The sequence below is a fragment of the Mesorhizobium sp. WSM1386 genome (assembly GCF_055901595.1).
This window is the reverse complement of sequence record NZ_CM148373.1, coordinates 3,185,487-3,209,203: the sequence shown is the minus strand read 5'-3', so window position 1 is coordinate 3,209,203 and position 23,717 is coordinate 3,185,487. Positions and strand designations below refer to the sequence as shown.

General features: G+C 63.7%; 21 protein-coding genes. 2 read left to right on the top strand and 19 right to left on the bottom strand.

Annotation, left to right across the window (positions count from 1 at the left end):
- Window positions 1-171: 171 nt before the first annotated feature.
- The 6 genes from AC0NIH_RS15820 to AC0NIH_RS15795 all read right to left on the bottom strand — a co-directional run bounded on the left by AC0NIH_RS15820 (window position 172) and on the right by AC0NIH_RS15795 (window position 8,692).
- Window positions 172-1,668 (bottom strand): sugar ABC transporter ATP-binding protein, encoded by a 1,497-nt coding sequence (locus AC0NIH_RS15820; protein ID WP_473465267.1) that lies wholly within the window; start codon window positions 1,666-1,668, stop codon window positions 172-174.
- Window positions 1,668-2,717: an NHL repeat-containing protein gene (locus tag AC0NIH_RS15815; protein WP_473465270.1), complete on the bottom strand. Its 1,050-nt coding sequence runs from the start codon at window positions 2,715-2,717 to the stop codon at window positions 1,668-1,670. The genes AC0NIH_RS15820 and AC0NIH_RS15815 overlap by 1 nt, the downstream gene beginning before the upstream one ends.
- Window positions 2,714-4,837, bottom strand: coding sequence for an ABC transporter permease (locus tag AC0NIH_RS15810; RefSeq protein WP_473465273.1), 2,124 nt, complete (start codon window positions 4,835-4,837; stop codon window positions 2,714-2,716). The genes AC0NIH_RS15815 and AC0NIH_RS15810 overlap by 4 nt, the downstream gene beginning before the upstream one ends.
- Before the next feature lie 75 nt (window positions 4,838-4,912).
- Window positions 4,913-5,938 (bottom strand): sugar ABC transporter substrate-binding protein, encoded by a 1,026-nt coding sequence (locus AC0NIH_RS15805; RefSeq protein WP_473465275.1) that lies wholly within the window; start codon window positions 5,936-5,938, stop codon window positions 4,913-4,915.
- Between the two features lie 62 nt (window positions 5,939-6,000).
- The gene (locus tag AC0NIH_RS15800) at window positions 6,001-6,987 is read right to left on the bottom strand and encodes an ABC transporter permease (protein ID WP_224685253.1); all 987 of its coding nucleotides are present in this window, start codon (window positions 6,985-6,987) and stop codon (window positions 6,001-6,003) included.
- A 271-nt stretch (window positions 6,988-7,258) separates the two neighbouring features.
- Window positions 7,259-8,692 carry a DHA2 family efflux MFS transporter permease subunit gene (locus AC0NIH_RS15795; protein WP_473465278.1) on the bottom strand — a complete coding sequence of 478 codons (1,434 nt, stop codon included), beginning with the start codon at window positions 8,690-8,692 and terminating at the stop codon, window positions 7,259-7,261.
- A gap of 121 nt (window positions 8,693-8,813) precedes the next feature.
- Here AC0NIH_RS15795 and AC0NIH_RS15790 point away from each other — a divergent pair, with 121 nt between their 5' ends.
- Window positions 8,814-9,815, top strand: coding sequence for an ornithine cyclodeaminase family protein (locus AC0NIH_RS15790; RefSeq protein WP_473465671.1), 1,002 nt, complete (start codon window positions 8,814-8,816; stop codon window positions 9,813-9,815).
- Window positions 9,812-11,323, top strand: coding sequence for an HAL/PAL/TAL family ammonia-lyase (locus tag AC0NIH_RS15785; RefSeq protein ID WP_473465282.1), 1,512 nt, complete (start codon window positions 9,812-9,814; stop codon window positions 11,321-11,323). Before AC0NIH_RS15790 ends, AC0NIH_RS15785 begins: the two co-directional genes overlap by 4 nt.
- Here AC0NIH_RS15785 and AC0NIH_RS15780 read toward each other — a convergent pair.
- From AC0NIH_RS15780 to AC0NIH_RS15720, 13 genes are read right to left on the bottom strand one after another with little or no spacing between them, the layout of a single operon-like run.
- On the bottom strand, window positions 11,288-12,088 hold the full coding sequence (locus AC0NIH_RS15780) for a 3-methyl-2-oxobutanoate hydroxymethyltransferase (RefSeq protein WP_473465285.1): 801 nt from the start codon (window positions 12,086-12,088) through the stop codon (window positions 11,288-11,290). The genes AC0NIH_RS15785 and AC0NIH_RS15780 overlap by 36 nt on opposite strands.
- 40 nt (window positions 12,089-12,128) lie before the next feature.
- Window positions 12,129-12,440, bottom strand: coding sequence for a MocE family 2Fe-2S type ferredoxin (locus AC0NIH_RS15775; protein ID WP_473465288.1), 312 nt, complete (start codon window positions 12,438-12,440; stop codon window positions 12,129-12,131).
- Window positions 12,441-12,454: 14 nt separating this feature from the next.
- Window positions 12,455-13,537, bottom strand: coding sequence for a fatty acid desaturase family protein (locus AC0NIH_RS15770; protein ID WP_473465290.1), 1,083 nt, complete (start codon window positions 13,535-13,537; stop codon window positions 12,455-12,457).
- 49 nt (window positions 13,538-13,586) lie between these two features.
- Entirely contained in the window at window positions 13,587-14,762 is a 1,176-nt protein-coding gene (locus tag AC0NIH_RS15765) for an aldose 1-epimerase family protein (RefSeq protein WP_473465292.1), read from the bottom strand.
- Window positions 14,763-14,772: 10 nt separating this feature from the next.
- Entirely contained in the window at window positions 14,773-15,555 is a 783-nt protein-coding gene (locus tag AC0NIH_RS15760; RefSeq protein WP_198028498.1) for an ATP-binding cassette domain-containing protein, read from the bottom strand.
- Complete coding sequence (locus AC0NIH_RS15755) at window positions 15,552-16,556, bottom strand: ABC transporter permease (protein WP_352709570.1); 1,005 nt, start codon at window positions 16,554-16,556, stop codon at window positions 15,552-15,554. The genes AC0NIH_RS15760 and AC0NIH_RS15755 overlap by 4 nt, the downstream gene beginning before the upstream one ends.
- A gap of 58 nt (window positions 16,557-16,614) precedes the next feature.
- On the bottom strand, window positions 16,615-17,559 hold the full coding sequence (locus tag AC0NIH_RS15750; protein WP_473465295.1) for a sugar ABC transporter substrate-binding protein: 945 nt from the start codon (window positions 17,557-17,559) through the stop codon (window positions 16,615-16,617).
- A gap of 54 nt (window positions 17,560-17,613) precedes the next feature.
- Window positions 17,614-18,528 carry a sugar phosphate isomerase/epimerase family protein gene (locus tag AC0NIH_RS15745; protein WP_027057807.1) on the bottom strand — a complete coding sequence of 305 codons (915 nt, stop codon included), beginning with the start codon at window positions 18,526-18,528 and terminating at the stop codon, window positions 17,614-17,616.
- 56 nt (window positions 18,529-18,584) lie between these two features.
- A complete protein-coding gene (locus tag AC0NIH_RS15740) occupies window positions 18,585-19,670 on the bottom strand; it encodes a Gfo/Idh/MocA family protein (protein ID WP_473465299.1) in 1,086 nt (361 codons plus the stop codon).
- 35 nt (window positions 19,671-19,705) lie between these two features.
- On the bottom strand, window positions 19,706-20,767 hold the full coding sequence (locus AC0NIH_RS15735; RefSeq protein WP_473465302.1) for an ABC transporter ATP-binding protein: 1,062 nt from the start codon (window positions 20,765-20,767) through the stop codon (window positions 19,706-19,708).
- 3 nt (window positions 20,768-20,770) lie between these two features.
- On the bottom strand, window positions 20,771-21,862 hold the full coding sequence (locus AC0NIH_RS15730; RefSeq protein WP_473465305.1) for an ABC transporter ATP-binding protein: 1,092 nt from the start codon (window positions 21,860-21,862) through the stop codon (window positions 20,771-20,773).
- Window positions 21,859-22,818, bottom strand: a complete 960-nt coding sequence (locus AC0NIH_RS15725; RefSeq protein WP_041164168.1) for a carbohydrate ABC transporter permease — start codon at window positions 22,816-22,818, stop codon at window positions 21,859-21,861. The genes AC0NIH_RS15730 and AC0NIH_RS15725 overlap by 4 nt, the downstream gene beginning before the upstream one ends.
- Window positions 22,815-23,675 carry a carbohydrate ABC transporter permease gene (locus AC0NIH_RS15720; RefSeq protein ID WP_023779805.1) on the bottom strand — a complete coding sequence of 287 codons (861 nt, stop codon included), beginning with the start codon at window positions 23,673-23,675 and terminating at the stop codon, window positions 22,815-22,817. Before AC0NIH_RS15720 ends, AC0NIH_RS15725 begins: the two co-directional genes overlap by 4 nt.
- Window positions 23,676-23,717 lie beyond the last annotated feature (42 nt).

Here is a 23,717-nt window from a genome sequence, read left to right as displayed (position 1 = left end):
AGCGGAGCAGAATTCCGCACCGTGGCAGCGCTTCCGAGTCCCGGCATGGATCCTCGGGTCTGCGCTGCGTCGCCACGCTCCTTGCTCCGCCGGTGGATGACGAAATGACGGATGCCTCGGCTAATTTCCGGTGTTCGATCCAACGGTGCGATCATCCGCCTGGCCCGCCACCTAATGCACCGCCGCATACATGATCTTCTCCTCCGTCGCCTCCGCCGGCGAAAACTCCTCGACGATGCGGCCTTGCCGGCACACGAGAATCCGATCCGACAGGTTCATGATCTCCGGCAGGTAGGACGAGATGACGACCACGGCGAGGCCCTCGTCGGCCAGCCGGTTGATGATCTGGTGGATCTCGGCGATGGCGCCGACGTCAACGCCGCGCGTCGGCTCATCGAAGATGACGATGCGCGGCTGCTGCACCAGTCCCTTGCCGATCACCACCTTCTGCTGGTTGCCGCCGGAGAGCTCGACCACCCGCGCATTGTCGTTGATCGTCTTGATGTTCAGCGTCTTCGTCCATCCGGCCGAAAGCTGCCGCATCTCCTGCTGGTTGATCACCCAGGCCTTTTCGCGGCCTGCCGCCAGCAGGCCGCCAAACAGGTTCTCGGCGATGCCCATGGTCTCGAAAATGCCTTCGCTCTTGCGGTCCTCGGTGACGTAGACGATGCCGTCGGCCACGGCTTCGCTCGGCACGAGATAGCGCACCGGCCTGTCGTCCAGTTCGATCGTGCCGCCGCGCAGGAAATCGCGCTTGTAGATGCCGGAGACGATCTTGAACGTCTCCGTGCGGCCGGAGCCGATCAGCCCGAATACGCCGGTTATCTGGCCCTCGAAGATCGAGAAGGAATTGTTGCGCACGACATTGCTCATCGAGATGTCCTGCACCGAGAGCACCTTCTTGCCGGCTTTGCGCAGCTTGGTCTCGTCGCGCTGACGATAGATCTGTCCCGACAAGGTGCGGCCGACCATGGCGGCGACAATTCTGTCGCGGTCGAAGGCGGATGTGTCGTCGGTGATGACCAGTTCGCCGTCGCGCAGGATGGTGATGCGGTCGGCAATGGCAAGCGCCTCCTCCAGCGCATGGCTGATGAAGACGATCGACACGCCACTCGCCTTCAGCCGCCGGATCAGGGCGAAGAAGTGCCGCTTCTCCTCCGGCGTCAGCGTCGCTGTCGGCTCGTCGAAGATGATGATCTCCGCATTGTGGTGCACCGCGCGCGCGATCTCGACCATCTGCCGCTTGGCCGCCCCAAGCGTTGCCACCATGGCATTCGGGTCGACCGGAAAATTCAGCGACTGCAGGAATTGCTGTGCTGAAATATACGTGCCGCGCAGCCGGTTGAGGAATTTTTCAGTACCGAGATAGAGGTTCTGCGCCACTGTCATCGACGGCACCAGGCTGGTCTCCTGGAACACCATGGCAATGCCGGCTTCAAGTGCGGCATGCGGCGAAGCGTAGGCGATCTCCCGACCCTTGTGGAACATCTTGCCCGAAGTGGCATCGACGACGCCGGCGATGATCTTGGTCAGTGTCGATTTGCCGGCGCCGTTCTCGCCCAGCAGCGCGTGGATCTCGCCCTTGCGCAGTTCGAAGCTGACTTGTCTGACCGCCGGCACGCCGCGATAATTCTTGGTGACGTTCTCCAGGCGAACGATCGGTTCCATCAGAAACCTCCCGCGTCGACAGCCAGCACACAATCACCGCCCCTGGAGGCTATGAACAACCGGCCATCTTTTTCCGCCACGCTGCAGATGCCGTGGCGTGTGCCATTGGCGCGGCTGTGCAGACTGAACTGCGGCTGCATCCTCTGGTCGAGCCTGACCACCAGTCCGTAGGAGCGGCTCGGCGACCACGGCTTGTGGATGCCCATGGTACGGATGCCGCCGCACTGCAGCGGCTCAAGGAAGCTGCGGCTGGAGGCCAGCGCCGGCGCGATCCAGTATGCCGGCGGCACCTGGTCGATCATGTCCTGCCGGTAGTGCGTTTCCTGCAGCACGAACTCGATCAGCCGGTTGCGTGGCGCAAACAGTGTCAGCCATGCCCCGCCATCCGCGGATGGCGACAGGCGAGCAGGATAACCAGGCAGATGCGTCAGTACCGTCGCGCGGCTGCCGGTCGCGCCGTCAAGGCGGACGAGCTGATGGCGCCAGCTTTCGCTGACCAGAACGTCCCCGCCGACGGGATGGAGACCGTAGGGGAAAGCGAGATCGCCGGCCACTTTGCGGAAGTCCCCGCCGGCCGGGTCTCGCTTCCAAAGCGAACCGGACGCGCCCTTCTTCATCAGATCGGCGGCCCATTGCGATGGCGTATGGTCGAGCGAGCCGTTGGCCATCCACAGCGTGCCGTCCTCTGCATAGGCAAGCGCGGTGATGCAGCGGACACCGGCCGGCAGCGAAATCTCCTGACCGCCAATCAGCAGCTTGCCGCTTTCCAGCCCGACGGTCAGTTCACCCGATGACGATAGAGCCAACGCCGTGATGCGGGACGCAAAGGTCTCGACCACCTTGGGCTCGGTTTCGGCGGCAAGCGAATAGACGGCGTTGCCACTGGAGGCGAGAAGCCGGTCACCGGAGACCAGAAGATTATCCGGCTCGGTCAGTTCGGCAAAGGCCGGCGCATCGTCCAGCCGCGTGTTAGGCCGGAAGGCACCATCCAGCGGCGGGATGGTCACCGCCTTGCCGCGAAACATATCCAGGATCGGATCGAGGATCATGATGCTGCTCCCCAATAGGAAGCCGGGCTGGTCCAGTTCGGGTCGGCGCCTGAAATCTTGTAGCGGCCGATGCGGTTGTTGAGGATACCGCCGACGAACAGAGAGCCCTTGTGCTCGCGCATCGAAGTGACCATCGGATGCGCGCCGCCGGTGAGGTCGCCCATCGCCTCGACGATGCTGCCCTTCTCCGTGAATTTCACCACGCCGCCGGTGTTGATGTTGGGAAACAGCCATTCATCCTGCGGCAGCCGGCGGGTCATGCGCTTGCGCATGTCGGGATGGCGCAGCGACAGGTCGAAGCTCGGCGTGCGCATGCCGAGCCACGCCATCCAGTAATTGCCGTCCGAGGCGCGGTTGATGTTGTCGGGATATCCAGGCATGTCGCGAATGAGGCATTCGGCGGTGCCGGCCTTCGGCCCCTCCAGCCAGTAGCGATGCACGCGACAGGCCCAGCTTTCGGCGAAGAACAACGACTTGCCGTCATGCGCAATGCACACACCGTTGGTATAGCGATAGCCGTCGAGCAGCGTCTTGGTCGACCCGTCCTTCGGGTCGTAGACCAGCAATCGCCCCGTAGCGCGGTTCTCGATCGAGTCCAGCGCCCAGTCATGGGCGTCGTATCGCTTCGTCGAATCCGTAAAATAGATGCGGCCGTCAGGTGCGATATCGCAGTCGTTGGGATCACGCAGCCGCGCGTCGTCGACGATCGAGGTCCACGAACGCGATGTCTCGGCCGACAGGCGTTTCACCTCGCGGTCCGGCGAGACGGAATAGAGCCCCATTGCGCCGACGCAACTGATCAAATTGCCCGATTTGTCGAAGGCGAGGCCGAGCGGAAAGCCGCCGATATGGGCAAACACTTCCGACTTGACGTAATCGGGCGCGAAAAAGCGGACGATCTCACCATGACGCGTGCCGCAGTAGAGATTGTCGTCGCGGTCGAGGATGACGTCCTCCGGCCCTTCCAACTCGTCAAGCCCGATATGGTCGGCCGCCGACAGCCGGTTGTCGAGTTCATAAGGCGTGCCGGAGCCTGGTGCTGCGGACTGCGTCTCGCCCATCTTGAGATAGACCGGCGCGACATAGACTTCGTTCAGCACCTTGTGCCGGTTCTTCAGCCAGCGGATGTCGATGGTCACCGCCACCGCCAGCATGATGCCGAGCACCATCTGGTTGGTGCCGGTGCCGTAGCCCAGCCGGATCAGACCGTTGGTCATCGTCAAGACGATGATCGCGCCCATCAGGCCCTTGATCACCGAACCACGCCCGCCGCCGAGGCTGACGCCGCCGACCACCGCAGCCGTCAGCGCCATGATCTCGAGATTGAGGCCGGTGCCCGGCCCTGCCCCGCTCAACCGGCAGGCGATGAGGAAACCGCCGATCGAGGCACAGAAACCGGAGAAGACATAGGTCATGAACACGGTGCGGCGCACGCGGATGCCGGCATTGTGCGCCGAGCGCCTGCTGCCGCCGACCGCCAGCACGTGCCAGCCCGGCCGCGAGCGCGTCAGCGCGATATGGGTGACGATGGCCAGGATGATGGCCAGCCACACCGACACGGAGAGCCCCCAGAAGGTGCTGTCGCCGATGAAATCCAGCACATCCGAGGTCGCCGTCGAAAGCTGGACGTCGGCGGCGTAAGTGGTGACCAGGATGTCGAACAGCGCCCGTCCGAAAATGAAGGTGACCAGCGTGGTGAGGAAGGCCCGCAGGCGCAGGTAGCCGACGAGATAGCCGTTGATGGCGCCGAAGACGAGGCCAGTGGCGAGCGATGCGGCCAGCGCCAGCCAGATCGACTGTTCGAGGATGAAGAAGACATAGACGGCAGAGAAGCACGACAGCGCGAAGATCGAGCCGACCGACAGATCGATGCCGCCGCCCAGCATCACCACGGTCATGCCGGTCACCACCATCGAGAACTCGCCGAGCTGGCGGGTCGATTCCTGCAGCGAGGTCAGCTTGAAGAAGCCCGGAATGATCGAGCCGAAGGCCGCCAATGTCACCGCCAGCGCCAGGAACGGAATGGCGTTGTCGGTCCAGCGTTTGGTCAGGATCTCGCCGATCAGATGGTCGGGCACGAGATTGTAGCGCCAGGACTGGAGGCGTTCGCGAAAGGACATCGGCTCACTGCGGCAAGAGAAAGAGGTGGCCGGGCAATCCGGCCACCTCACTGACTGGTGTTTGTAAGGATCGGCTTACTTCGCCGCCGCTTCGGCCTGCAGCGCCTTCAGGTCCCAGCAGCTGTCGGGCTTCAGGTCCGCCTTGGTCGTCGCCTTCTCCAGCGTGTAGATGTAGGTGTGCGAGGTGCCGGCCGGCTGGCCGCTCTGCAGCAGGAACTTGATGATGGCGTTCATGTCACCTGATTGGCGGGCAAGGTCGGTCATCACCACGGCACCATAGGTGCCGTCGGCCAGCTTGTCGCAATCGGCCGCCTTCTCGCCGCCGCCGGTGGTGACCAAAAACACCTTGCCGTCGAGCTTGGCGTCGCGGATCGCGGCGGAAGCGCCGGTGGCGTCACCATCCCAGAAATCGATGATCGAGCAGATGTCCGGATTCTGCTGCAGCATCGTCGTCGTCACGTTGCGCGAGGTCGTCGCGTCCCAATTGGAGTCGGGCTTGGCCACCACCTTGAAGTCGGGATGCTTGTCCAGCACCTTCATGATCCCGGCATATTGATAGAGGCTCGACGAGTTCGCCTGGTCGCCTTGCACCAGTCCGATCTTCTTGGAAGAATTTTCGCCGCAACCCTTGATCGCCGCTTCGGCCTCGAGCTGGCCAAGCCGGTCCCAGTCGCTGCCGACAAAGGCGTCAGCCGGGAAGTTGGCGGGATTGTCGACCAGAATTACATAGGTGCCGGCGGCCTGCGCCTTCTTCATCAGCTTGGAGTAGGAGTTGAGGTCGGGGGCATGGATGATCAGCACGTCGGGCCTGGTGTCCGACGAAATGGCGTCGGTGATCGCCTGCGCGCCGGCGTCGACGACCCAGTTCGGATCGCGCGTTTCGAACACGCCGCCCCAGGCCTCGACTTCGGTTTTCAAATAGTGCGACCAGCCTTGCGCCAGATCGAAGCCCATCGCCAGCGGCACCAGCATGACGCGCTTGCCCTTGAGCGCCCGCGAATAGGCAGCCGGACCCGGATCCTCGGCGGCAAAGGTCGGCGCCACGAAGGCGGTAACGGCAAGCGCCGTGGCGGCGGCCATCAGTGTTCTGATCAGTTTCATGTCGTCACATCCTCTGTTCGGTTTTCATTGCCGGCCGATCGTCGCGATCGCGCCGGGTACCCCTAAATGTCGCCCTGCTGGGCGGTCTGCTCGTCACGTGGATTGATGATGCCGTCGACGATGATGGCGCCGAGCAGGATCGCCGCCTTGATCAGGTTCTGGTAGAGCAGCGGAATGTCGATGATGGTCATGGCGTTCAAGAGGATCCCGATCAGCGCCGCACCGACCAACACATTGCGCACCCCGCCCCGTCCGCCGGACAGGCCGATGCCGCCGATCACCGCCACCAGCACGATGTCGTAGAGCAATGTGGAATTGACGATTCGGGTGTTGATCGAATGCAGGCTGGCCGCCGTCAGCAGGCCGGCGATCAACGCCACGAATGCGGACAGCACGTAGCGCAGCACCAGCATCGGCCGCACTGGAATGCCGATGTTGCGCGCGGCCACCGGATTGTCGCCGGCGAAATAGATGTAGCGGCCCCATTTGGTGTAGCGCAGGAACAGGAAGAACAGGAAGGCCAGCCCCGCGAAGACGAACACCTCGATCGGAATGTCGAGGAAGCGCAGGCCGCCCAGCAATTCGACCCAATGGCCCTGCGGCACCGGCACGGCATCCTGCGTGATCAGCTGCGAGCGCACATAACCAAAGACGAAGGAGCCTGTCGCCAGCGTGACGAAGATCGCCGGCACATCGGCATAGGCGACGAGAAAACCATTGAGCAGTCCGATCGCCAGCACGCCGGCCAGCACATAGGCGAAGGCCAGCCCGTCCGAGGTCCCGGTGTTGAGCAGTTGCAGGTACCAGGCGACCGACATCGCCATGATCGCCACCGCGGAGAGGTCGATACCGCGACCGATGATAACGACCGCCATGCCGAGCGCGAGGATCCCCAGCACCGATACAGAGCGGACGATGGCGACGAGATTGTTGGGATCGATGAAGCCCGGCAGGCCGATCGCCGCGACAACGAACAGCACCACCGCTATGGCAAAGACAATGCCTTCCTGATTCAGGCTCCTGAAGTTCGGCCAGCCGGTCGTGTTCATGTCTGCATTCGCCCCGATGGCAGCGCTGCCATCCCGAAAACAAAAGCTAATCGGCTCAGCGCTGGTTCGTCAAATGAATCCGCGTCCGGAACGAGGCCCCATGTCGATATTCGCCGAGTGGACGCATCGATTGCCTAAGCTGGCGCAATGCATGGAAAAGCCTGCATTTTTGGCAATTGATTGCGCCGTGTCAGCTGTTCGCGAAAGTGCTGGATCAAGGCGAAAGGACAAGACGGAATTTATCTCCGCGCCGGGCGGAAAAATTCGATTTTCAGTTCGTCGGCGTGTGGCCGGAAACCTCGGCGCCGGCGCCGGGCGGCAGCACCAGAAATCGCAGCGCGGCCACCAGCCCGATGACGCCGATCGCCAGGAAGGCGATTCGGAAATCGACGAGGTCGAGCGCCGGCTGTGCCCTGGCGATCTGCGACAGATTGAGGATCGCGGCCGCAATCGCGACGCCGAACAGCATCGCCACCTGCTGCAGCATGGACGACAGCGTCGCCGCCGAACTGCGCTGCGCCGCTTCGATATCGGCGAAGGCCAGCGTGTTGAGCGCCGTGAACTGCATCGAACGCGACAGGCCGGCGACCAGCATCAGCGCCACCACCAGTGCCTGTGGTGTCTGCGGCGAAATCGCCCCGCAGGCCATGATCGAGGCCGATGCGATCAGGCCGTTGACGACCATCACCGATCGGAAGCCGAAACGCCGCAAAGTCGGCGTCGTCACTGTCTTCATGCCGAGATTGCCGAGGAAATAGGCCAGGATCATCATGCCGGCATCGACGGGGCTGAGGCCGAAGCCGACCTGGAACAAAAGCGGCAGCAGGAATGGCGTGGCGTTGATTGCCACCCGGAAAATGGTGCCAGCGGCGAGCGTCGAGATAGCGAAAGTCAGTACCTTGAACGAGGAGAGATCGAGTAGCGGATGCGGCGCGCGCCGGAGATGCCGCGCCGCCAGCCAGCTGATGACGATGCCCGCTGCGATCAAAAGCGCCGTCGGCAGCACGCCGTCCTCGGGATGCGCGATGCGCTCGAGGCCGTAGAGCAGCAGCGCGAGCCCGAACGAGGTCAGGAAAAACCCCGGCCAGTCCAAAGGCTTCGGGTCGGCCTCGCGGTCGCCGGGAATGAAGCGCGCGACCAGCGCCAGCCCGATCGCGCCCAGCGGTATGTTGATGAAGAAATTCCAGTGCCAGGACAGATAGGTGGTGATGAAACCGCCGAGCACCGGCCCGACCACCGGCGCGAACAGCGCCGGCCAGGTGATCAGCGCCGTGGCATTGAGCAGCTCGGATTTCGACGCATTGCGCAGGACGAGAATGCGCCCGACCGGCGTCATCAGCGCGCTGCCCAGCCCCTGCACCGCGCGGGCGGCGACAAACTCGGTCAGGTTTTGCGAGAAGCCGCAGGCGAGCGATGCCAAAGTGAACAGCGCGATCGCCACCAGGAAGATGTTGCGCGCGCCGAAGCGGTCGGCGAGCCAGCCCGACAATGGCACGAACACCGCCATGGTCAGCATGTAGATGGTGATGCCGATGCTCATCGCCACTGCCGGCACACCGAAGGAGGCCCCCATCTGCGGCAGCGACGTCGAGATGATCGTCGAATCCAGCAGTTGCATGAAGAACGCGATGGCAACGATCAGCGCCACGCGCCGCGCATTCGTGGCCGTTTCGGACAAGGCTTCAGTGTCGGGAATGGCAGTCATGACGGATCGGTTTGAACAGCATTTGGCAAGCTGCGTCCATAGATAGCGCAACAAACTTTCGTGTCGCGCCGTGGCCTGCTATGGGATGAGCGGGGCAATCGAGGAAAGTGCACGCATCGACATGAAGGCGATCTATATCGACTACCTCAATGCCCTCGACATCGATGCGCTTGCCATGACCGATGGCGAAATCATTGCCGCCGTCGAGGCCGGCCTTGTCGCCCAGGGCAAGGGCCAGACGGTGATCGAACCGCGTGTCCATCTCGAACCGGATCCATCCTTCCACGGCCATTTCAATGTCTTGCGCGGCTACGTCGCGCCACTCGATACAGCGGGTGTGAAAATCGTCGGCGACTACGTCGACAACTACCTGCACGGCCTGCCCTCGGAATTCGGCATCCTCAATTTGTTCGATCCGCGCACCGGTATGCCGCGCGCCATTCTCGACGCCACCGTCATCACCGACATGCGCACCGGCGCCGTCACCGCCATCGGCGCCAAACATCTGGCGCGCAAGAATTCCAAGGTGCTGGCCCATATCGGCGCACGCGGCACCGCCTACTGGAACGTACGCCTGCTCGATCATCTCTTCGACTTTGACGAAATCCGCGTCCATTCGCGCCGCCCGGAGAGCCGCGACGGCTTTGCCGCCAAGCTCTCAGCCGATCTCGGCAAGAAGGTCATTGCCATGGCCGACTGGAAGAGTTGTATCGAAGGCGCCGACATCGTCGTCGAGGCTTCGCGCCTGCCTGAGCCGCAACCGCTGCTCAAGACCGAATGGATCAAGCCCGGCGCTCTGGTCGTGCCCTACGGCACGATGAGCGCGGTCGAGCTGTCGCTGACCGATATCATGCAGAAGATGGTCGTCGACGATTGGGGCCAGTGCAAGGGCGGCAAGTTCGGCTCGCTGCGCGCCCATGTCGAAACCGGCCGGCTGAGCGAGACGACGCTGCATGCCGAGCTCGGCCAGATCGCCGCCGGCCTCAAGCCCGGGCGCCAGAGCGACGACGAAACCATCCTGTTCTGGCATCGCGGCCTCTCGCTTTCAGACATCGCGCTGGGCAAGGCGATGCTGGCCAAGGCAGGGGAAAAAGGCATCGGCCAGAGGCTGCGCTTCGCATGAGCGCGTTCGTCCTTACCGGAACTGGTGTCAGCGTCGGCGATGTCGCCACCGTCGCTCGCGAGACGCGCAAGGTAGAGATCGGACCCGATGTCATCGGCAGGCTGGAGAAAGCGCGAAAGGTGCTCGACCAGGCGGCCGCCTCCGGCCAGCAGATCTATGGCCTGAACACCGGGCTCGGCGCCAATCTCGGCACGACAGTCCAGGGTGATGCCAGTGCCTTCCAGCGCCAGTTGCTGGAAGGGCGCAGCGCCGCGGTCGGCGAAGCGCTGCCGGTCGAAGCCGTGCGGGCAACCATGGTCGCCCGCGTGGCGATGCTGTCCACCGGCGGCTCCGGCCTTTCGCCCGCCGTGTTTGTCGCCCTGGTCGACGCACTCAATGCCGGTGTCCATCCGATGATGCCGTCGCTCGGCTCGATCGGTGCCGGCGACCTTGTGCTGATGACGGCACTCGCCCGTCTCCTGATCGGCGAAGGCGAGGCCGACTATCAGGGCCGTCGCATGCCGGCCGCCAAGGCGCTGATGATGGCGCGTCTCGGGCCGATCAGCCTGGCGCCCAAGGACGGACTGTCGCTGATCAACGCCTCGGCGGTTTCGGCCGGCAGCGGCGCGCTTGCAGTGACCGATGCGCTGTCGGCGCTGGCCCAGCAGCAGCACGCCGGCGCGCTGACCATGGAAGGGTTTGGCGCCAACCGCACCATCCTCGATCCGCGCCTGCACATGGCCCGCCCCGCAGCCGGACAGCAGGAAGCCGCCAAGGCGCTGCACGATCTGCTCGCCCGTGACGAGGCACCAGCCCCGACCACCATACAGGACCCGCTGTCGATCCGCTGCATGCCGTCGATCCATGGCGCGCTGATCGAGGCGATCGGTCAGGCAAAGCGTGCCGTCGAGATCGAACTCAACGCCGCCGCCGACAACCCGCTGGTGCTCGGTGACGACGAACTGGTGTTGTCGACCGGCAATTTCCACACCGCCGCGCTTTCGCTCGCCTTCGAGACGCTTGGCCTGGCGATCGCGCAAAGTGCGGCCGCCTGCGCGGCCCGCTTCATCCAGCTCACCGGCCCGGGCCGCAACGGCTTGCCGAAATATCTGTCGCCGGTCGGCGGCGCCTCGGCCGGCTTCGTGCCGCTGCAGAAGACGGCGACATCGATCCTGGCCAGCATCCGCCACAAGGCCAATCCGGTGATGCTCGATTTCCTGCCCGTGTCGGAAGGCGTCGAGGACCATGCCACGCAGACGCCGCTGGCGGTTTCGAAATGCGCCGCCATGATCGCGCTGTGGCGGCGGCTGATCGCCTTCGAGCTGATGGCCGCCGCCCAGGCCGTCGACCTGCGCGAAGGGTTGACGCTGGCGCCGCGCACGGACGCGATCCATGCGGCGGTGCGCTCGCTGGTCCCTGCCCTCAGGGAAGACCGGCCGCTCGGCGTCGAGGCCGAAGCGCTCCATGCGGCGCTTGCCGGCGGGAATTGGACCTTAACCCCGGCCGACCTTGTCCAGGAACAGGCGTAGCTCGGCCGGGTCCATGTGCACAATGTGCCTGTCCTCGGGATAGGCGCCGCTGTTGACGTCGGCGACGTATTCGGAAAATGCCGCCACCCGCTCCGCCTGCAGCCGGTCATATTCGGCGGCGAAATTGCGATAGACCTTGGAGTGGCGGGGCATGTGGCCCCGGTTCTGGCCAAGAATGTCGTCGGCGAACAGATATTGCGCGTCACAACCGGTGCCCGCCCCCATCGACAGCATGATCAGCGAGGTGCGTTCCGAGATCGCCTTGGCCACCTCGACCGGCACCACTTCGATCTCGGCTCCGATGGCGCCGGCCGCCTCCAACCGCTTCACCGCCTCGAACACCTGGATGGCGGTCTCGGCGGTCTTGCCGACCGCCTTGAAGCCGCCGGTCCAGGTCGCGCGGGAAGGAATGAGGCCGACATGGCCGATGACAGGGATAGCGTCATCAGCCATCCGCTTGATGGTGGCATAGCCGGCGCTGCAATAGACCGCGTCGGCACTTGCCTTGTAGAGCCTGAAGGCCCAGCGGACGAAGTCATCCGCCGTGCCGATCTCGAAGAAATTCTCGCCCGGCATGGTGAACAGGCTGGGTGCTGCATCGCGGTATTGAGGGTTGAGCACCAGTTCGGGTGGCACCGAGACGATGTCGACCCCTGCCCGCTCGGCGGCCTCCGCCTCGTCCAGGTTGAGCACGCGCAGCATGGTCAGCTGGCGCTTGCCCTTCATGGCGCGCAGGTCGGCGACGGTCGGTCTCTTTCGGCTCATTTAGATGTCCCCTCTGTGATGCTGGATCGGTTGCCACACGTCAAATCTGGATCATCACCTTACCGGCCTCGATCTTCACCGGATAGGTCGCGAGATTGACGCAGACCGGCGCGCCCTTGGCCTGGCCGGTCTTGTAGTTGAACCGGCCATTGTGCTTGGGGCATTCGATGATGTCGTCCATCACCAGTCCGTCCGCCAGATGCGCCTTCTCATGCGTACAATAGCCGTCGGTGGCGAAGAACTCGTCATCCGGCGAGCGGTAGACCGCAAAGGTGCGGCCACCATGATCGAAGCGGATGACGTCCTCTTCCTCGACATCATCAACCGCGCACGCTTCAACCCAATCGGCCATCTCGGTCTCCTCAGCTATTCGGCCGCCGCCGACATATCGACCTCGTGGAATTCGCCGCGATAGGGCCTCGCCGTCGGCGGCAATTCGCGCTTGAGGTAATAATCCTCATATTTCAGCTGCCTGAGCAGGACCGGCCAGACCTCGCGATAGGCATGCCACATCGAAGGGTTCGGTTCGGGCAGGTCGTGCTTGATCAGCTCATGCAGCCTGGGCAGCGCGTGATAGGGCACCATCGGGAACATGTGATGCTCCACGTGGTAATTCATGTTCCAGTAGATGAACCGGCTGATCGGGTTCATGTAGACCGTGCGGGTGTTGAGCCGGTGGTCGACGACATTGTCGGCAAGCCCGATATGCTGCAGCAGGCCGGTCGTCACCATGTGCCAGGTGCCATAGAGGCGCGGCAGGCCGATCAGCACCAGCGGCAGCCATGATCCCAGCGCGATCGCCAAAGCGATCGTCGCAACGTATACGGCCACATGCCAGCGGGCGACGACCACGGCCTTGTGCTGCTCCATCTCGGGGATGTAGCTCTTCTCGTCGTCAGACAGCGTGCCGAATGCCTGGCGCACCAGGGTCGGCAGCGAATAACGGAAATCAAGGATGCCGGTGAACGCCAGCGCCGCCTTCAGCAGGTCCGGCGGGCGCATGACGGCGATCTCGGCGTCACGGCCGACAATGATGGTGTCGGTGTGGTGGCGGGCATGGCTCCAGCGCCATTGCACCGGATTGCGCATCAGCATGAAGGAAGCGATGTGGTAGACGACATCGTTCATCCAGCGCGTGCGGAAAGCCGTGCCGTGGCCGCATTCATGCCAGCGCGAGTCGCTCGACGAGCCGTAGAGCACGCCGTAGACGAACAGGAACGGCACCACCCACCACGAGCCCCAGAACCAGACAATGCCGGCGGCGGAGCCCAGTATGACGGCGAGCCAGATCACCGTGTCGCGGATCGCCGGACCGTCGGAGCGCTGCATCAGCTCCTTCATCGCCTTGCGCGGCACGTCGGTGTGGTACCACTCGGCCGAGGCCAGGCCGGTCTCGATCGCAAGCCGCGTGCTTTCGCCGACCAGGCTGTAGTCGCGTTTTTTGCCCATCACACCGGCCTCCGGTTTCTGGCCCGCCAGCCGGAGCATTCATGTCGCATCATGCCCTCAATCTCGCAAAATTTCCCGACGGTTGCGGATAATCCTGCCGGGGCTGCCTGGCGATAGAGGTAATCCTGCTTTCTGCCGCGGCAATCTCGCCGGCGCCATCGAGGACGCGAAACACCGCATCGTAGGCCCGGCTTTCGCCATGCTCCAGCCAGATCATCTCGCCGCGTTCGCGCGCGGCGAGATCGCCGAGCACATGATGGGTCGAGGGCTCTATGCCCAGCGCATACTGCCCGGCCTGGAAATTCTGCCATTGATAGGCGCAAGGCAATTGGTCCTTGCGCGTCACCACTTCGAAGCCGAGACCGAGCCGGTCGTTGACCACCGCCACCGGCACCTCGCCATTGGCATCGGCTGTCATCTCGTGTTGCCAGACCTGTTCGCTGAAACCGAGCTGCGGTCCCGGCACCGTGCGGTAGCCGACCTTCTGCGCCTCGTAGTGTTCGCCGGCATGGCCGGCCCAGACAATTTCGCGGATCGGCGCCAGATAGCGCGACCCTTCGTCGAGCAAGGGATGGCTGACATTGACGTGGTAGAAATACATATGCGGCGTGCGGTTGAAGCCGTGATTGACGACACGGTCGGACAGCCGGATCTCGCTGCCGCCGACATCGGCCTCGATGCGACGGATCAGATGCAAATCCTCGCCGAACACCGCCGATTGCTGGACGACACCTTCGGCCCACAGCACGCAGCGGTCACCCTCCCAGCGCTCGCCATAACCGGTCAGCCGCGCCGGGATCGTGCCGACACGACCATGCAGCGAATGGACCGCGGTCTTCTTGCCGGGGTAGTTGTAGGTGTCAACAGGTACTTCTTCGCGGCCCAATATGTGGTCGAGCCCGCAGGTGACGAGCAGGCCTGAAAAGGAGCGCGCCCAGGCGAGCCCCCCTTCCCCCTCATAATCGTGCAGGCCCGGATGGCGAAAACCGCTCGGCGAATGCCAGCCGATCGCCTGGCCCCTATATTCGCAGTCGGCGATGTCGAGCGCGCGATCGACCAGCGCTGTGAAGCGCAGGCCGGAGCCGGTGCGGAACTCCAGCATGCGGATGCCGCGTTCCACCCCGTCGCCAAGCGTCATCAGCCGCACGCCGGCGAATTGCGACAGCATGCCCGACCGCTCGGCGACTTGCCTTCGCGACAGCGTCTTGCCGTAAAGCTCTACCATGCGACGTCCTTCACTTTGCCCTCGCCTCCTTGAGCAAGGCCGACATGTCGGCGCCGGTGATTATGCTTTCCACGGTCAAGAGGTCGGTGTCGGCGACCGTCTGTTCGGCGACGATCTCGCCACGCCGCATGACGATGATGCGATCGGCGACCTGGAACACGTGGTGGATGTTGTGGGTGATGAGCAGCACCGAATGGCCGGCGTCGCGCACCTCCTTGACGAAGCGCAGCACGCCATGGGTTTCCTCGACGCCGAGATTGTTGGTCGGCTCGTCGAGGATGATCACCTTGGCGGCGAACTGCATGGCGCGCGAAATGGCGATCGACTGCCGTTCGCCGCCCGACAGTGTCGAGACCAGCGCATCGGCGTCCAGCTTCTTCGAGATGCCGACGCGCTTGAGCAGTTCGGAAGCGGCCTTGCGCAGCTTGGCCAGATCGAGCGGCGCAAAGACGCCGAGCCAGCCGAATTTGACCGGCTCGCGCCCAAGGAAAAGGTTGCGCGCGATACTGAGATCCGGCGCCAGCGACGTGTCCTGGTGGATGGTTTCGATGCCCAAGTCCATCGCATCGCGGGTCGAGCGGATCGAGACCTTCTCACCGCGCACGAAGATGTCGCCACGGTCGACGGGAAACACGCCCGAGATCGCCTTGATCAGCGTCGATTTGCCGGCGCCATTGTCGCCGAGCAGCGCCACCACCTCGCCCTCCCGTAATGACAGCGAGGCATTCTTCAGCGCGCGCACGCTGCCGAAGGATTTTTGCAGGTTCTGCAGCCGAAGCACTTCCATCGTCAGCCCCTTGCGGCGTTCTTCTGCAGCAGAGCGTGCAGGATGAGCATGGCGAGGATGATGAGGCCGACGAAAATATTGTAGGCAAGCCCCGGCACCCCGATCAGCACGATGCCGTTGCGGATGGCACGCAGCATCAGCGCGCCGACGATGGTGCCGAGGATGGTGCCGCGCCCGCCGGTCAGCGCCGTGCCGCCGACCACCACCATGGCGATCACTTCCAGCTCGTAGCCGGTGCCGGCCACCGGCGAGGCGGCCGAGATGCGAAAGGCGCTGATCATGCCGGCAAGACCGGCCAGCACCGAGGTCGCGATGAACAGCCAGATCTTGACGGCATCGGCCGGCACGCCGCGCGCCACCGCCGCGTTGCGGTTCGAACCGATGGCACTGATCCAGTTGCCGAGCTTGGCGTAGCGCAGGATGTAGATCGCCAGCAGCGACAGGCCGATGAACCACCACAGCGACGTGTAGAAGCGGAACGAGCCGATGTTGAAGCTGCCGGCGAGCAGCGTCACGAAGAAGCCGGGCTGGTCCCAGGATTTCAGCGGAAAGCCTTGCGTGATGTAGAGCGCCGCCCCGCGCACGACGAGCAGCATCGACAGCGTCACCAGGAAGGACGAGATGCCGATCTTGGTGACGATCAGTCCGTTGATCGCGCCGATCGCGATGCACAGGAGAAGCCCGGCCAGTAGGGCGACGCCGATATCCACCCCGCCATTCTGCACCAGAAGCATGACCACCACCGGCGCCAGCCCGAACACGGCGCCGACCGACAGGTCGAACTCGCCCGCCGTCAGGAGCAGCGTCATGCCGAGCGCGATGATGCCGAGTTCGGGTAGGAACGCCATCATGTTGGAGATGTTGAGCGGCGACAAGAAATTGGCGTCCGCGATGGCGAACGCCACCAGCAGGACGACGAGGATGACGAAGGAGGAGAATTGCGGCGAGCGCAGCAGGCTCGATCTGCCCTTCGCTCCCGGCGCGTCATCTTCTGCGGCGATTGTCATGACTGCTTGGACCATGCTTTGGAAGACGCCCGCCGCTTTTCCGGCGGGCGCCGGTTTCTCACTTCTTGTCGTAGAGCTTCAGGATCGGGTCGACGCTGGAGGCGTCGTAGAGACCGAAGGTGTGGATGTCGTAGCCGATCGGTTCGCCCGAGGCGGCGAGCCCGAGCAGCGCCACCGGCATGAAGCCTTGCGCCGACGGGTACTGCCAGGCGGCGGCGTTGACGAAGCCGTCCTTGACCGCCTGCGCCGTCTCCTTGGAATTGCCCCAGCCGACGACCGGGATCTTGCCGGCCGGAACGCCCGCGCCGTCGAACACACGCTTGACGCTGGCCGCTACGGAATCGCCGAGCGCGATGATCGCCGGCGGATTGTTGGCCACCATGTAGTCGGTCATCTTGGCGATGATGCCGGCAGGATCGGTGCCGCAATCGACCACATCGTATTTGATCCCCAGCGGATCGAACACGCTGGCAATGCCTTCGGTTTCAAGCTGCTGGTAGCTGGCTCCGGGCACTTCCACTGGCAGGAACACCTTGTCGCCCTGCTTCACCATCTTGTGGTCGACGAGATATTTGGCCCAGATCGCGCCTGCTTCCTTGAGGTCGGCCCCGACATAGGCCTGGCGCCCCGTCGCCGGATCGTCGGTGTTGAAGAACACGATCGGGATGCCGGCCGCCTTGGCCGCCTTGACCTCCTCGGTCCACAGGCCCGGCTGCGCCGAGGTCGTGGCGATGCCGTCTGGCTTGGCCGCCAATGCCGAATTGAAAGCCTCCTTCTGCGCCGCCATGTCGCCGCCGCTGAAGGAGATCTTGCAGGTCACCTTGAGCTGGTTGCAGGCCTTGGTCGCGCCGGCATTCCAGTCGATCCAGAACGCGTCCGACGGGCCGCCATGCGACAGGAGATAAAACGTCTTCTGCCCGTCCTGCGCCTGCGCCGTCGATCCGAACGCGACGCCGGCAAGCACTGTCGCGGCGGCCGCCAATTTCAAAGCGAATTTCAACATTCTTTCCTCCCTTGTTGGAGCCGCGCCGCCATGCACCGGCGGCGCGGCTGGCCATCACAGGCCGTTGGCGCGGAACTTCCCGTCCAGGAATGTCTTGGCGCGCGGCACGTCGTCTTCCGACAGATGCTCGATGATCACCGGGATGTTCGGGTGCTTTTCCGCCAGCCGCTTGAGATAGAGGTCGTAGTTCAGCGAGCCGAGCCCGGGCGCCGGCAGCTCGATCTCGCCGACGCCGCGGAACGTATGGCTTTCCATCGCATCGGCGTCGCCGATATCGGCGTGCTTCTCCGACTTGTCGTCGCCCGAACGCTTGACGTCCTTGGCGTGCGCGATCCTGATCTTGTCGGTCAGCGTATCGAATACCTGGTTCAGGATCTGGTCCATCCGGTCGATGTTGTGCGTCTCGAAATAGTTGGTCGGATCCATCAGCAGGCCAAGGCCGGGATGGTCGACCTGCGCGAACATCCTGACCGTCTCCTCGACCGAGCCGACGACGTTGTTGACGTAGGTTTCGAGCAGGAAGACCGCGCCATGGTCATAGGCTGTCTGGGCGAGGTCCGCGATCACCTTGCGGCATTCCTCGAAACCCTCCTCGGTCTTGTTCTTGGGGTGATGCACCCAGTCGGATTCGGTGTTGTAGGTACCGGTTTCCGAGATCACGTAAGGCGAGCCGAAATGGCGGGCGTTGCGGATGATCTCCTTGAGGTAGCCGACGCGCTTGTCACGCTCGGCCTTGTCCGGATGGATGATGTTGGTGTAGCCCGACACGCAGCAGACAGGCAGATTGTGGTCGCGGAAGACGTCGCGCACCTTCTTCGCCTTGTCCTTGGTGATCTGGCCTGCCGACAGGTCGACATCCCTGAAATGCAGGTCGAGCTGCACCGTGTTGAAACCGAGCCCGCGGATCTTCTTCGCCGTCTCTTCGAGGCCGTACGGGAAATAACCCGTGAAAATACCTGCCTGCATCATGATCTTGAATTCCTCCCTGTAAGCGATTCAGTTGTCTGGTGTTTCAGTTGCGGTGATCAGATAGCGATCTCGGAAAGCTTGACCGTTCGGCCCTCGTCGATCGAACGGTAGCCCGCTTCGACCAGCGCCATGGTCTTGACGTTGTCGGCGACCGACAGCGCCGGTGGCGTGCCTGTCTTCACCGCGTGCTGCAGCTGTTCCATCACCCCGATGAAGGCATGGGGGAACCACATCGTGTCCCAGCTTGGGCTCACCCATTCGCCACCGGTGGCCTCGGTCGAGGCATAGGTCAGGGTCGAGGCAGCGCCCGTCGGCCAGCCGATCGTGCCCTTGGCCACGCCCTTGGTGCCGTCGACGCGCCAGTTGATATGCTGGTCGTCCTTGTAGCCTTCCTGGCGCGGGCCGGACCAGACATCCTCCAGCGACACGGCGAGCACCCCGGACGGGAAGCGCAGTGTCGACACGGTGATGCCGTCGGAGTGATCGAACTTCGTGCGCGGATCCTTGCGCGTCAGCGTGGTGATCTCATCGGGATCGCCGAACAGGAAACGCAGCACATCGAGATGATGCACGCTCATATTGGCGAGCGTCAGCCGGTCGTAATCCTCGAGGAATGTCTGCCAGTGCGGGATGGCGTGCATGTCGATCTGGGCGAACACGATGTCGCCGAGCGCGCCGCTGTCCATGATCTGCTTCAGCACGCGCATCGACTGGTCGTAGCGCATGTTCTGGTTGACCGAGAGGATCTTGCCGGCCTTCGCCGCCTCGTCGCGCAGCTTTACCGCCTCCTCGACAGACAGCGCCAACGGCTTCTGCGCCAGGATTGCCTTGATGTGCTTCTGCTTCAGCGCATGGCGGATCAGTGCCGGCTGCTGGTCCGGCGGAAAGGCAAGGTCGATGATCTCGACGTTTGCGTCCTCGATCAACCGCTCCGGCGTATCGTGGACGGTCGGGATGTCCCAGCGTTTCGCCACCTTCTCGGCACTTGCCTTGGTGCGTGAAGCGATCGCCACCACCGGAAACCCGGCCTCCTTGTAGGCAGCCAGATGGCACTCGGCCATGATCATGCCGGCGCCGACGCAGCCGATCTTGTATTCTTTCGTGCGGACCCTCACGTCCGGCTCGAAATCCTTGCCTGCCATATTTTCCTCCCGAAATTCTCTCTTCGCAGCGGCAATCATCTCGCCAACGCGCCTCCGCTCTGTCCGAAATAATGCACGCGGGCCGGCTCGCAGGATATCGCTACCATCGCATCGGGCCTGATGTTGGGCTGGCCGCGCAAGAGTGCCTTCAGCCGCGCCTGCCCGGCAGCGAGCGTCACCACGGTATAGCCGCCCAGCGGCTCGACCTCGAACACTCGTGCCGGGCGGCCTGGGCCCCCATCCGCCCACGGTCGAACCTTAATATCTTCCGGCCTGAGCCCAATCTCGACAACATCAATCGGAACAGCCTTGTCGACAATCTCGATCGTGCCTTCAGCCGCCTCGATGCCGCCCTCGCCGCGCGCCGCTTTCAGGATGTTCATGACAGGCGAGCCGAGCAGCCGCGCCACATAGGTGCTGGCCGGGCGATCATAGATCTCGGCCGGTGCCCCGATCTGCCTGATCCTGCCATTCTCCAGTATGGCGATGCGGTCGGCGATCGACATCGCCTCTTCCTGGTCGTGGGTGACATAGATCAGCGTCTTGCCTAGCTCGCGCTGGATGCGCTTCAGCTCGACGCGCGTCTCCTCGCGCAGCCTGGCATCGAGCGCCGAGATCGGGTCGTCCATCAGATAGGCGTTGGGGTCGCGCACCAGCGCGCGCGCGATCGCCACGCGCTGCCGCTCGCCGCCCGACAGCTGCGCCGGCGGCTTGTGCAGGATGTGGCCGATATGCAGCTTGGCGGCGACATCGGCGACGCGTTTTTCGATCTGGGTCTCGGCGACCCGGCGCTCGACCAGCGGGAAGCGCACATTGTCCAGCGCGCTCATATGCGGGAACAGCGCCAGGTTCTGGAACACCATCGCGACATTGCGCTCGGCCGGCGATACTGCGTTGACCGGTCTGCCGCCGATCAGGATTTCGCCGGCATCGGGCGTCTCAAGCCCGAGCACCAGGCGCAGGATCGTCGACTTGCCCGACAGCGGCGGCCCGAAGAAGCAGAAGAACTCGTTGTCGTTGACGGTGAATGAGGCGTCGTCGACGGCGATCGTACCACCATAGCGCTTCGTGACATTGCGAAAGATGATGTCGGCCATGGCTCAGCCCGCCCCCATCGCAAGGCCGCTGGCGGCGTCGAAGACACGTACCGACGAAGCCGCGGGCGCGACGACAGCCGTCTGCCCGATCGACAGCCCGACATCATTGTCGAACACCGCCTTCACGGCGCCCTCACCTTCGCCGAGATGGACGATGGTGCGCGCGCCGATCCGCTCGACGAAGGTGACAGGCATGGCGAGCCCGCGCCCGTCCTGCGCCAACGCCACCTCCTCCGGCCGAAAACCGTAGAGCACGTCGCCGCGCGCGCCGCGCAAGGTGGCTGCCAGATCGTCCGGCAGCGGCGGCGTGACGCCCAGCAATCCGAGATCGACGACAAGGCCCCTGTCGCTTTCCGCCGGCTTGCCTTTGAGCAGGTTCATGCCCGGTGCGCCGATGAAACGAGCGACGAAGACATTGGCCGGATTGTTGTAGACCTCGAGCGGCGTGCCGACCTGCTGCAGCACGCCATGGTCCATCACGGCAATGCGGTCGGCCATGGTCATGGCCTCGAGCTGGTCATGGGTGACGTAGACCATGGTCTGCCTGAACTGGCGCTGCAGTTGCTTGAGCTCGGTGCGCATTACCGCCCGGAAGGCGGCATCGACATTGGACAGTGGCTCGTCGAGCAGGAAGATGGCCGGCTCCATGATCGCCGAGCGGCCGATAGCGACGCGCTGCAAGATGTTGACCGACAGCCGGTCGGCCTTGCGGTCGAGCAGCGGCGCCAGTTGCAGCAGCTCGGCAATGGCGCCGACGCGGCGGTCGATCTCGGCTTTGTCCGCGCCGCGCATCCTCGGGCCATAGGCAAGGTTCTGGCGAACCGTCATATGGGTGAAGATGGCGTAGTTCTGGAACACGAAGCCGACGCCGCGCCGGCCCATCGGCACGCCGGCCATGTCGCGCTCGCCAAACAGGATCTTGCCGCTGGTCGGTTCTTCCATGCCGGCGATCATGTTCATCGTCGTCGACTTGCCGCAGCCCGAGGGTCCGAGCAGCGCCATGAACTCGCCATCTGATATTTCGAGATCCATGGTCTTCAGCGCGATGAAATCGCCGAATGTCTTGGTGAGGTTGCGCAGCTGGATCGCGCTCATGCCGGCACCTGCCTTGCTCGCGCCATCCGCTTCATGGCGAACACGGCAACGATGGAAAGCACGATCAGGATGGCGAGCGCGATCGCCGCCACATAACCCCAGATCAGATCCTGCGTGGTGACCTTGTAGATGTAGACGGAGATCGTTTCCGTGGCGACGCCGGGGCCGCCGCCGGTCATGATGTAGAGCGTGTCGAAGATCTTGAAGTTCTCGATCACTCGGATTGCCAGCGCAATGATGATGATCGTTTTCATTTTCGGCAGCACGATGGTGACGAAACGTTGCCACGGATTGGCGCCGAGCAGTGTCGCCGCCTTGATCTGGTCCTCCGGCACGCCGACCAGGCCGGCAAGCAGGATGAGGAACATCAGTGGCGTCCACTGCCAGATATCGGCGATCATCACCGCGATCAGCGCCAGCGTCGGGTCCGACAGCCAGGCGATGGTGACGCGTGTACCCGTGATGGTGGACAGGATATCGTTCACCGGGCCGCCCGACTGGAACAGCATGAAGAACATGTAGCCGGCCACCGCCGGCACCACCATCATCGGCATCAGCAGGATCGAATAGAAGATGCGCTTGCCCGGAAAGTCGTCGGCGAACAGCGTCGCCAATGCGAGACCCAACAGGAACTCGGCCGGCACGCAGACGACCATGACGATCGCCGTGCGCCTCAGCGCGCTCCAGAAGCGCGCGTCGGCGGCAAGGTCGGTGTAGTTGGCAAAACTGTTCCACATCTCCCAGGCATTCCACCAGCCGATGCCCGAGAGCGGCGACCAGTCGGTGACGCTGATGTAGAGCTGCATCAAGAGCGGAAAGACGGAGATGAACAGCACCAGGATCTGCGCCGGCAAGGTCAGCCGGAATCCCAGCCGCGCGCCCTCGTCCCGCAGGGCCGGCTTCGCACGCGCGGCGCCCATTTCGTCCTCCGAAACAGTCACTGTCACCGCGCTCATTGCTTGAGCGCCCCAAAAGTCAGCCCACGCACCAGATGGCGCTGGATGGCGATGCCCATGATGACGGGCGGCACGGCGGCGATGAGGCCAAGCGCTGCCTTGGCGCCATAGAGCTGGCCGGTCATCGAGGACGACAGCGAGGCCATGTAGACGGGGATCGTCACCCATTCGCGCGTCGTCAAAAGCAGCGCGATCAGATAGTCCGACCAGTTGAGGATGAAGACGAACAATGCCGCACTTGCAAGTGGCGCGCGCATCATCGGCAGCGTGATGCGGGTGAAGACGCGCAGCCGCGAACAGCCCTCGACCAGGGCGGCCTCCTCGATCTCGCGCGGCATGTCGTCGAAGAAGGTCTTCATCAGCCAGAAGGCGAACGGCAAGGTGACGATGCCGTAGATCAGCGCCAGGCCCCACCAGCTGTCGGTGAAATTCAGGAACGCCCACATGATCATCACCGGGATCATCACCGCCATCGGCGGAAACAGCCTGAGCTGGATCAGCGCCAGCGGCAGGTTCTGTCCCGAGCCGAAGCGCGACAGCCCATAGGCCGCCGCCGTGCCCGCCGACATGGCGATCGCGGTGCCGAACACGGCCGACAGAAGCGACGACAGGATCGGCTTCAGCGCGGTGCGGTCGAGCGCCACGATGAGGCTGTTGGTGGACTCGCCGAACACGAACTGGAAATTGCTGAGCGTCGGGTTCTTCGGCCACCATGTCAGGTCGGCACCTGTCGCCGACCATTCGGCGATCGGCTTGAAGGCCATCGACACCATCCACAGGATCGGCACCAGCGTCACCGCCATCGCCGCCAGGATCGCGGCGTAGCGGAATATCTCGAAAGGAACGGAACGCTTCATCTGGCTGCTTTTGCTGGTGGCGTTGATTGCGGAGGGGATGAG

Coding starts and splice junctions, on each gene's coding strand:
- AC0NIH_RS15725 (WP_041164168.1), bottom strand. CDS start 22,818: ATGAGCGCGGTGACAGTGACTGTTTCGGAGGACGAAATGGGCGCCGCG.
- AC0NIH_RS15755 (WP_352709570.1), bottom strand. CDS start 16,556: ATGACAATCGCCGCAGAAGATGACGCGCCGGGAGCGAAGGGCAGATCG.
- AC0NIH_RS15790 (WP_473465671.1), top strand. CDS start 8,814: ATGAAGGCGATCTATATCGACTACCTCAATGCCCTCGACATCGATGCG.
- AC0NIH_RS15735 (WP_473465302.1), bottom strand. CDS start 20,767: ATGGCCGACATCATCTTTCGCAATGTCACGAAGCGCTATGGTGGTACG.
- AC0NIH_RS15815 (WP_473465270.1), bottom strand. CDS start 2,717: ATGATCCTCGATCCGATCCTGGATATGTTTCGCGGCAAGGCGGTGACC.
- AC0NIH_RS15780 (WP_473465285.1), bottom strand. CDS start 12,088: ATGAGCCGAAAGAGACCGACCGTCGCCGACCTGCGCGCCATGAAGGGC.
- AC0NIH_RS15805 (WP_473465275.1), bottom strand. CDS start 5,938: ATGAAACTGATCAGAACACTGATGGCCGCCGCCACGGCGCTTGCCGTT.
- AC0NIH_RS15810 (WP_473465273.1), bottom strand. CDS start 4,837: ATGTCCTTTCGCGAACGCCTCCAGTCCTGGCGCTACAATCTCGTGCCC.
- AC0NIH_RS15720 (WP_023779805.1), bottom strand. CDS start 23,675: ATGAAGCGTTCCGTTCCTTTCGAGATATTCCGCTACGCCGCGATCCTG.
- AC0NIH_RS15770 (WP_473465290.1), bottom strand. CDS start 13,537: ATGGGCAAAAAACGCGACTACAGCCTGGTCGGCGAAAGCACGCGGCTT.
- AC0NIH_RS15750 (WP_473465295.1), bottom strand. CDS start 17,559: ATGTTGAAATTCGCTTTGAAATTGGCGGCCGCCGCGACAGTGCTTGCC.
- AC0NIH_RS15745 (WP_027057807.1), bottom strand. CDS start 18,528: ATGATGCAGGCAGGTATTTTCACGGGTTATTTCCCGTACGGCCTCGAA.
- AC0NIH_RS15795 (WP_473465278.1), bottom strand. CDS start 8,692: ATGACTGCCATTCCCGACACTGAAGCCTTGTCCGAAACGGCCACGAAT.
- AC0NIH_RS15740 (WP_473465299.1), bottom strand. CDS start 19,670: ATGGCAGGCAAGGATTTCGAGCCGGACGTGAGGGTCCGCACGAAAGAA.
- AC0NIH_RS15820 (WP_473465267.1), bottom strand. CDS start 1,668: ATGGAACCGATCGTTCGCCTGGAGAACGTCACCAAGAATTATCGCGGC.
- AC0NIH_RS15775 (WP_473465288.1), bottom strand. CDS start 12,440: ATGGCCGATTGGGTTGAAGCGTGCGCGGTTGATGATGTCGAGGAAGAG.
- AC0NIH_RS15800 (WP_224685253.1), bottom strand. CDS start 6,987: ATGAACACGACCGGCTGGCCGAACTTCAGGAGCCTGAATCAGGAAGGC.
- AC0NIH_RS15765 (WP_473465292.1), bottom strand. CDS start 14,762: ATGGTAGAGCTTTACGGCAAGACGCTGTCGCGAAGGCAAGTCGCCGAG.
- AC0NIH_RS15730 (WP_473465305.1), bottom strand. CDS start 21,862: ATGAGCGCGATCCAGCTGCGCAACCTCACCAAGACATTCGGCGATTTC.
- AC0NIH_RS15785 (WP_473465282.1), top strand. CDS start 9,812: ATGAGCGCGTTCGTCCTTACCGGAACTGGTGTCAGCGTCGGCGATGTC.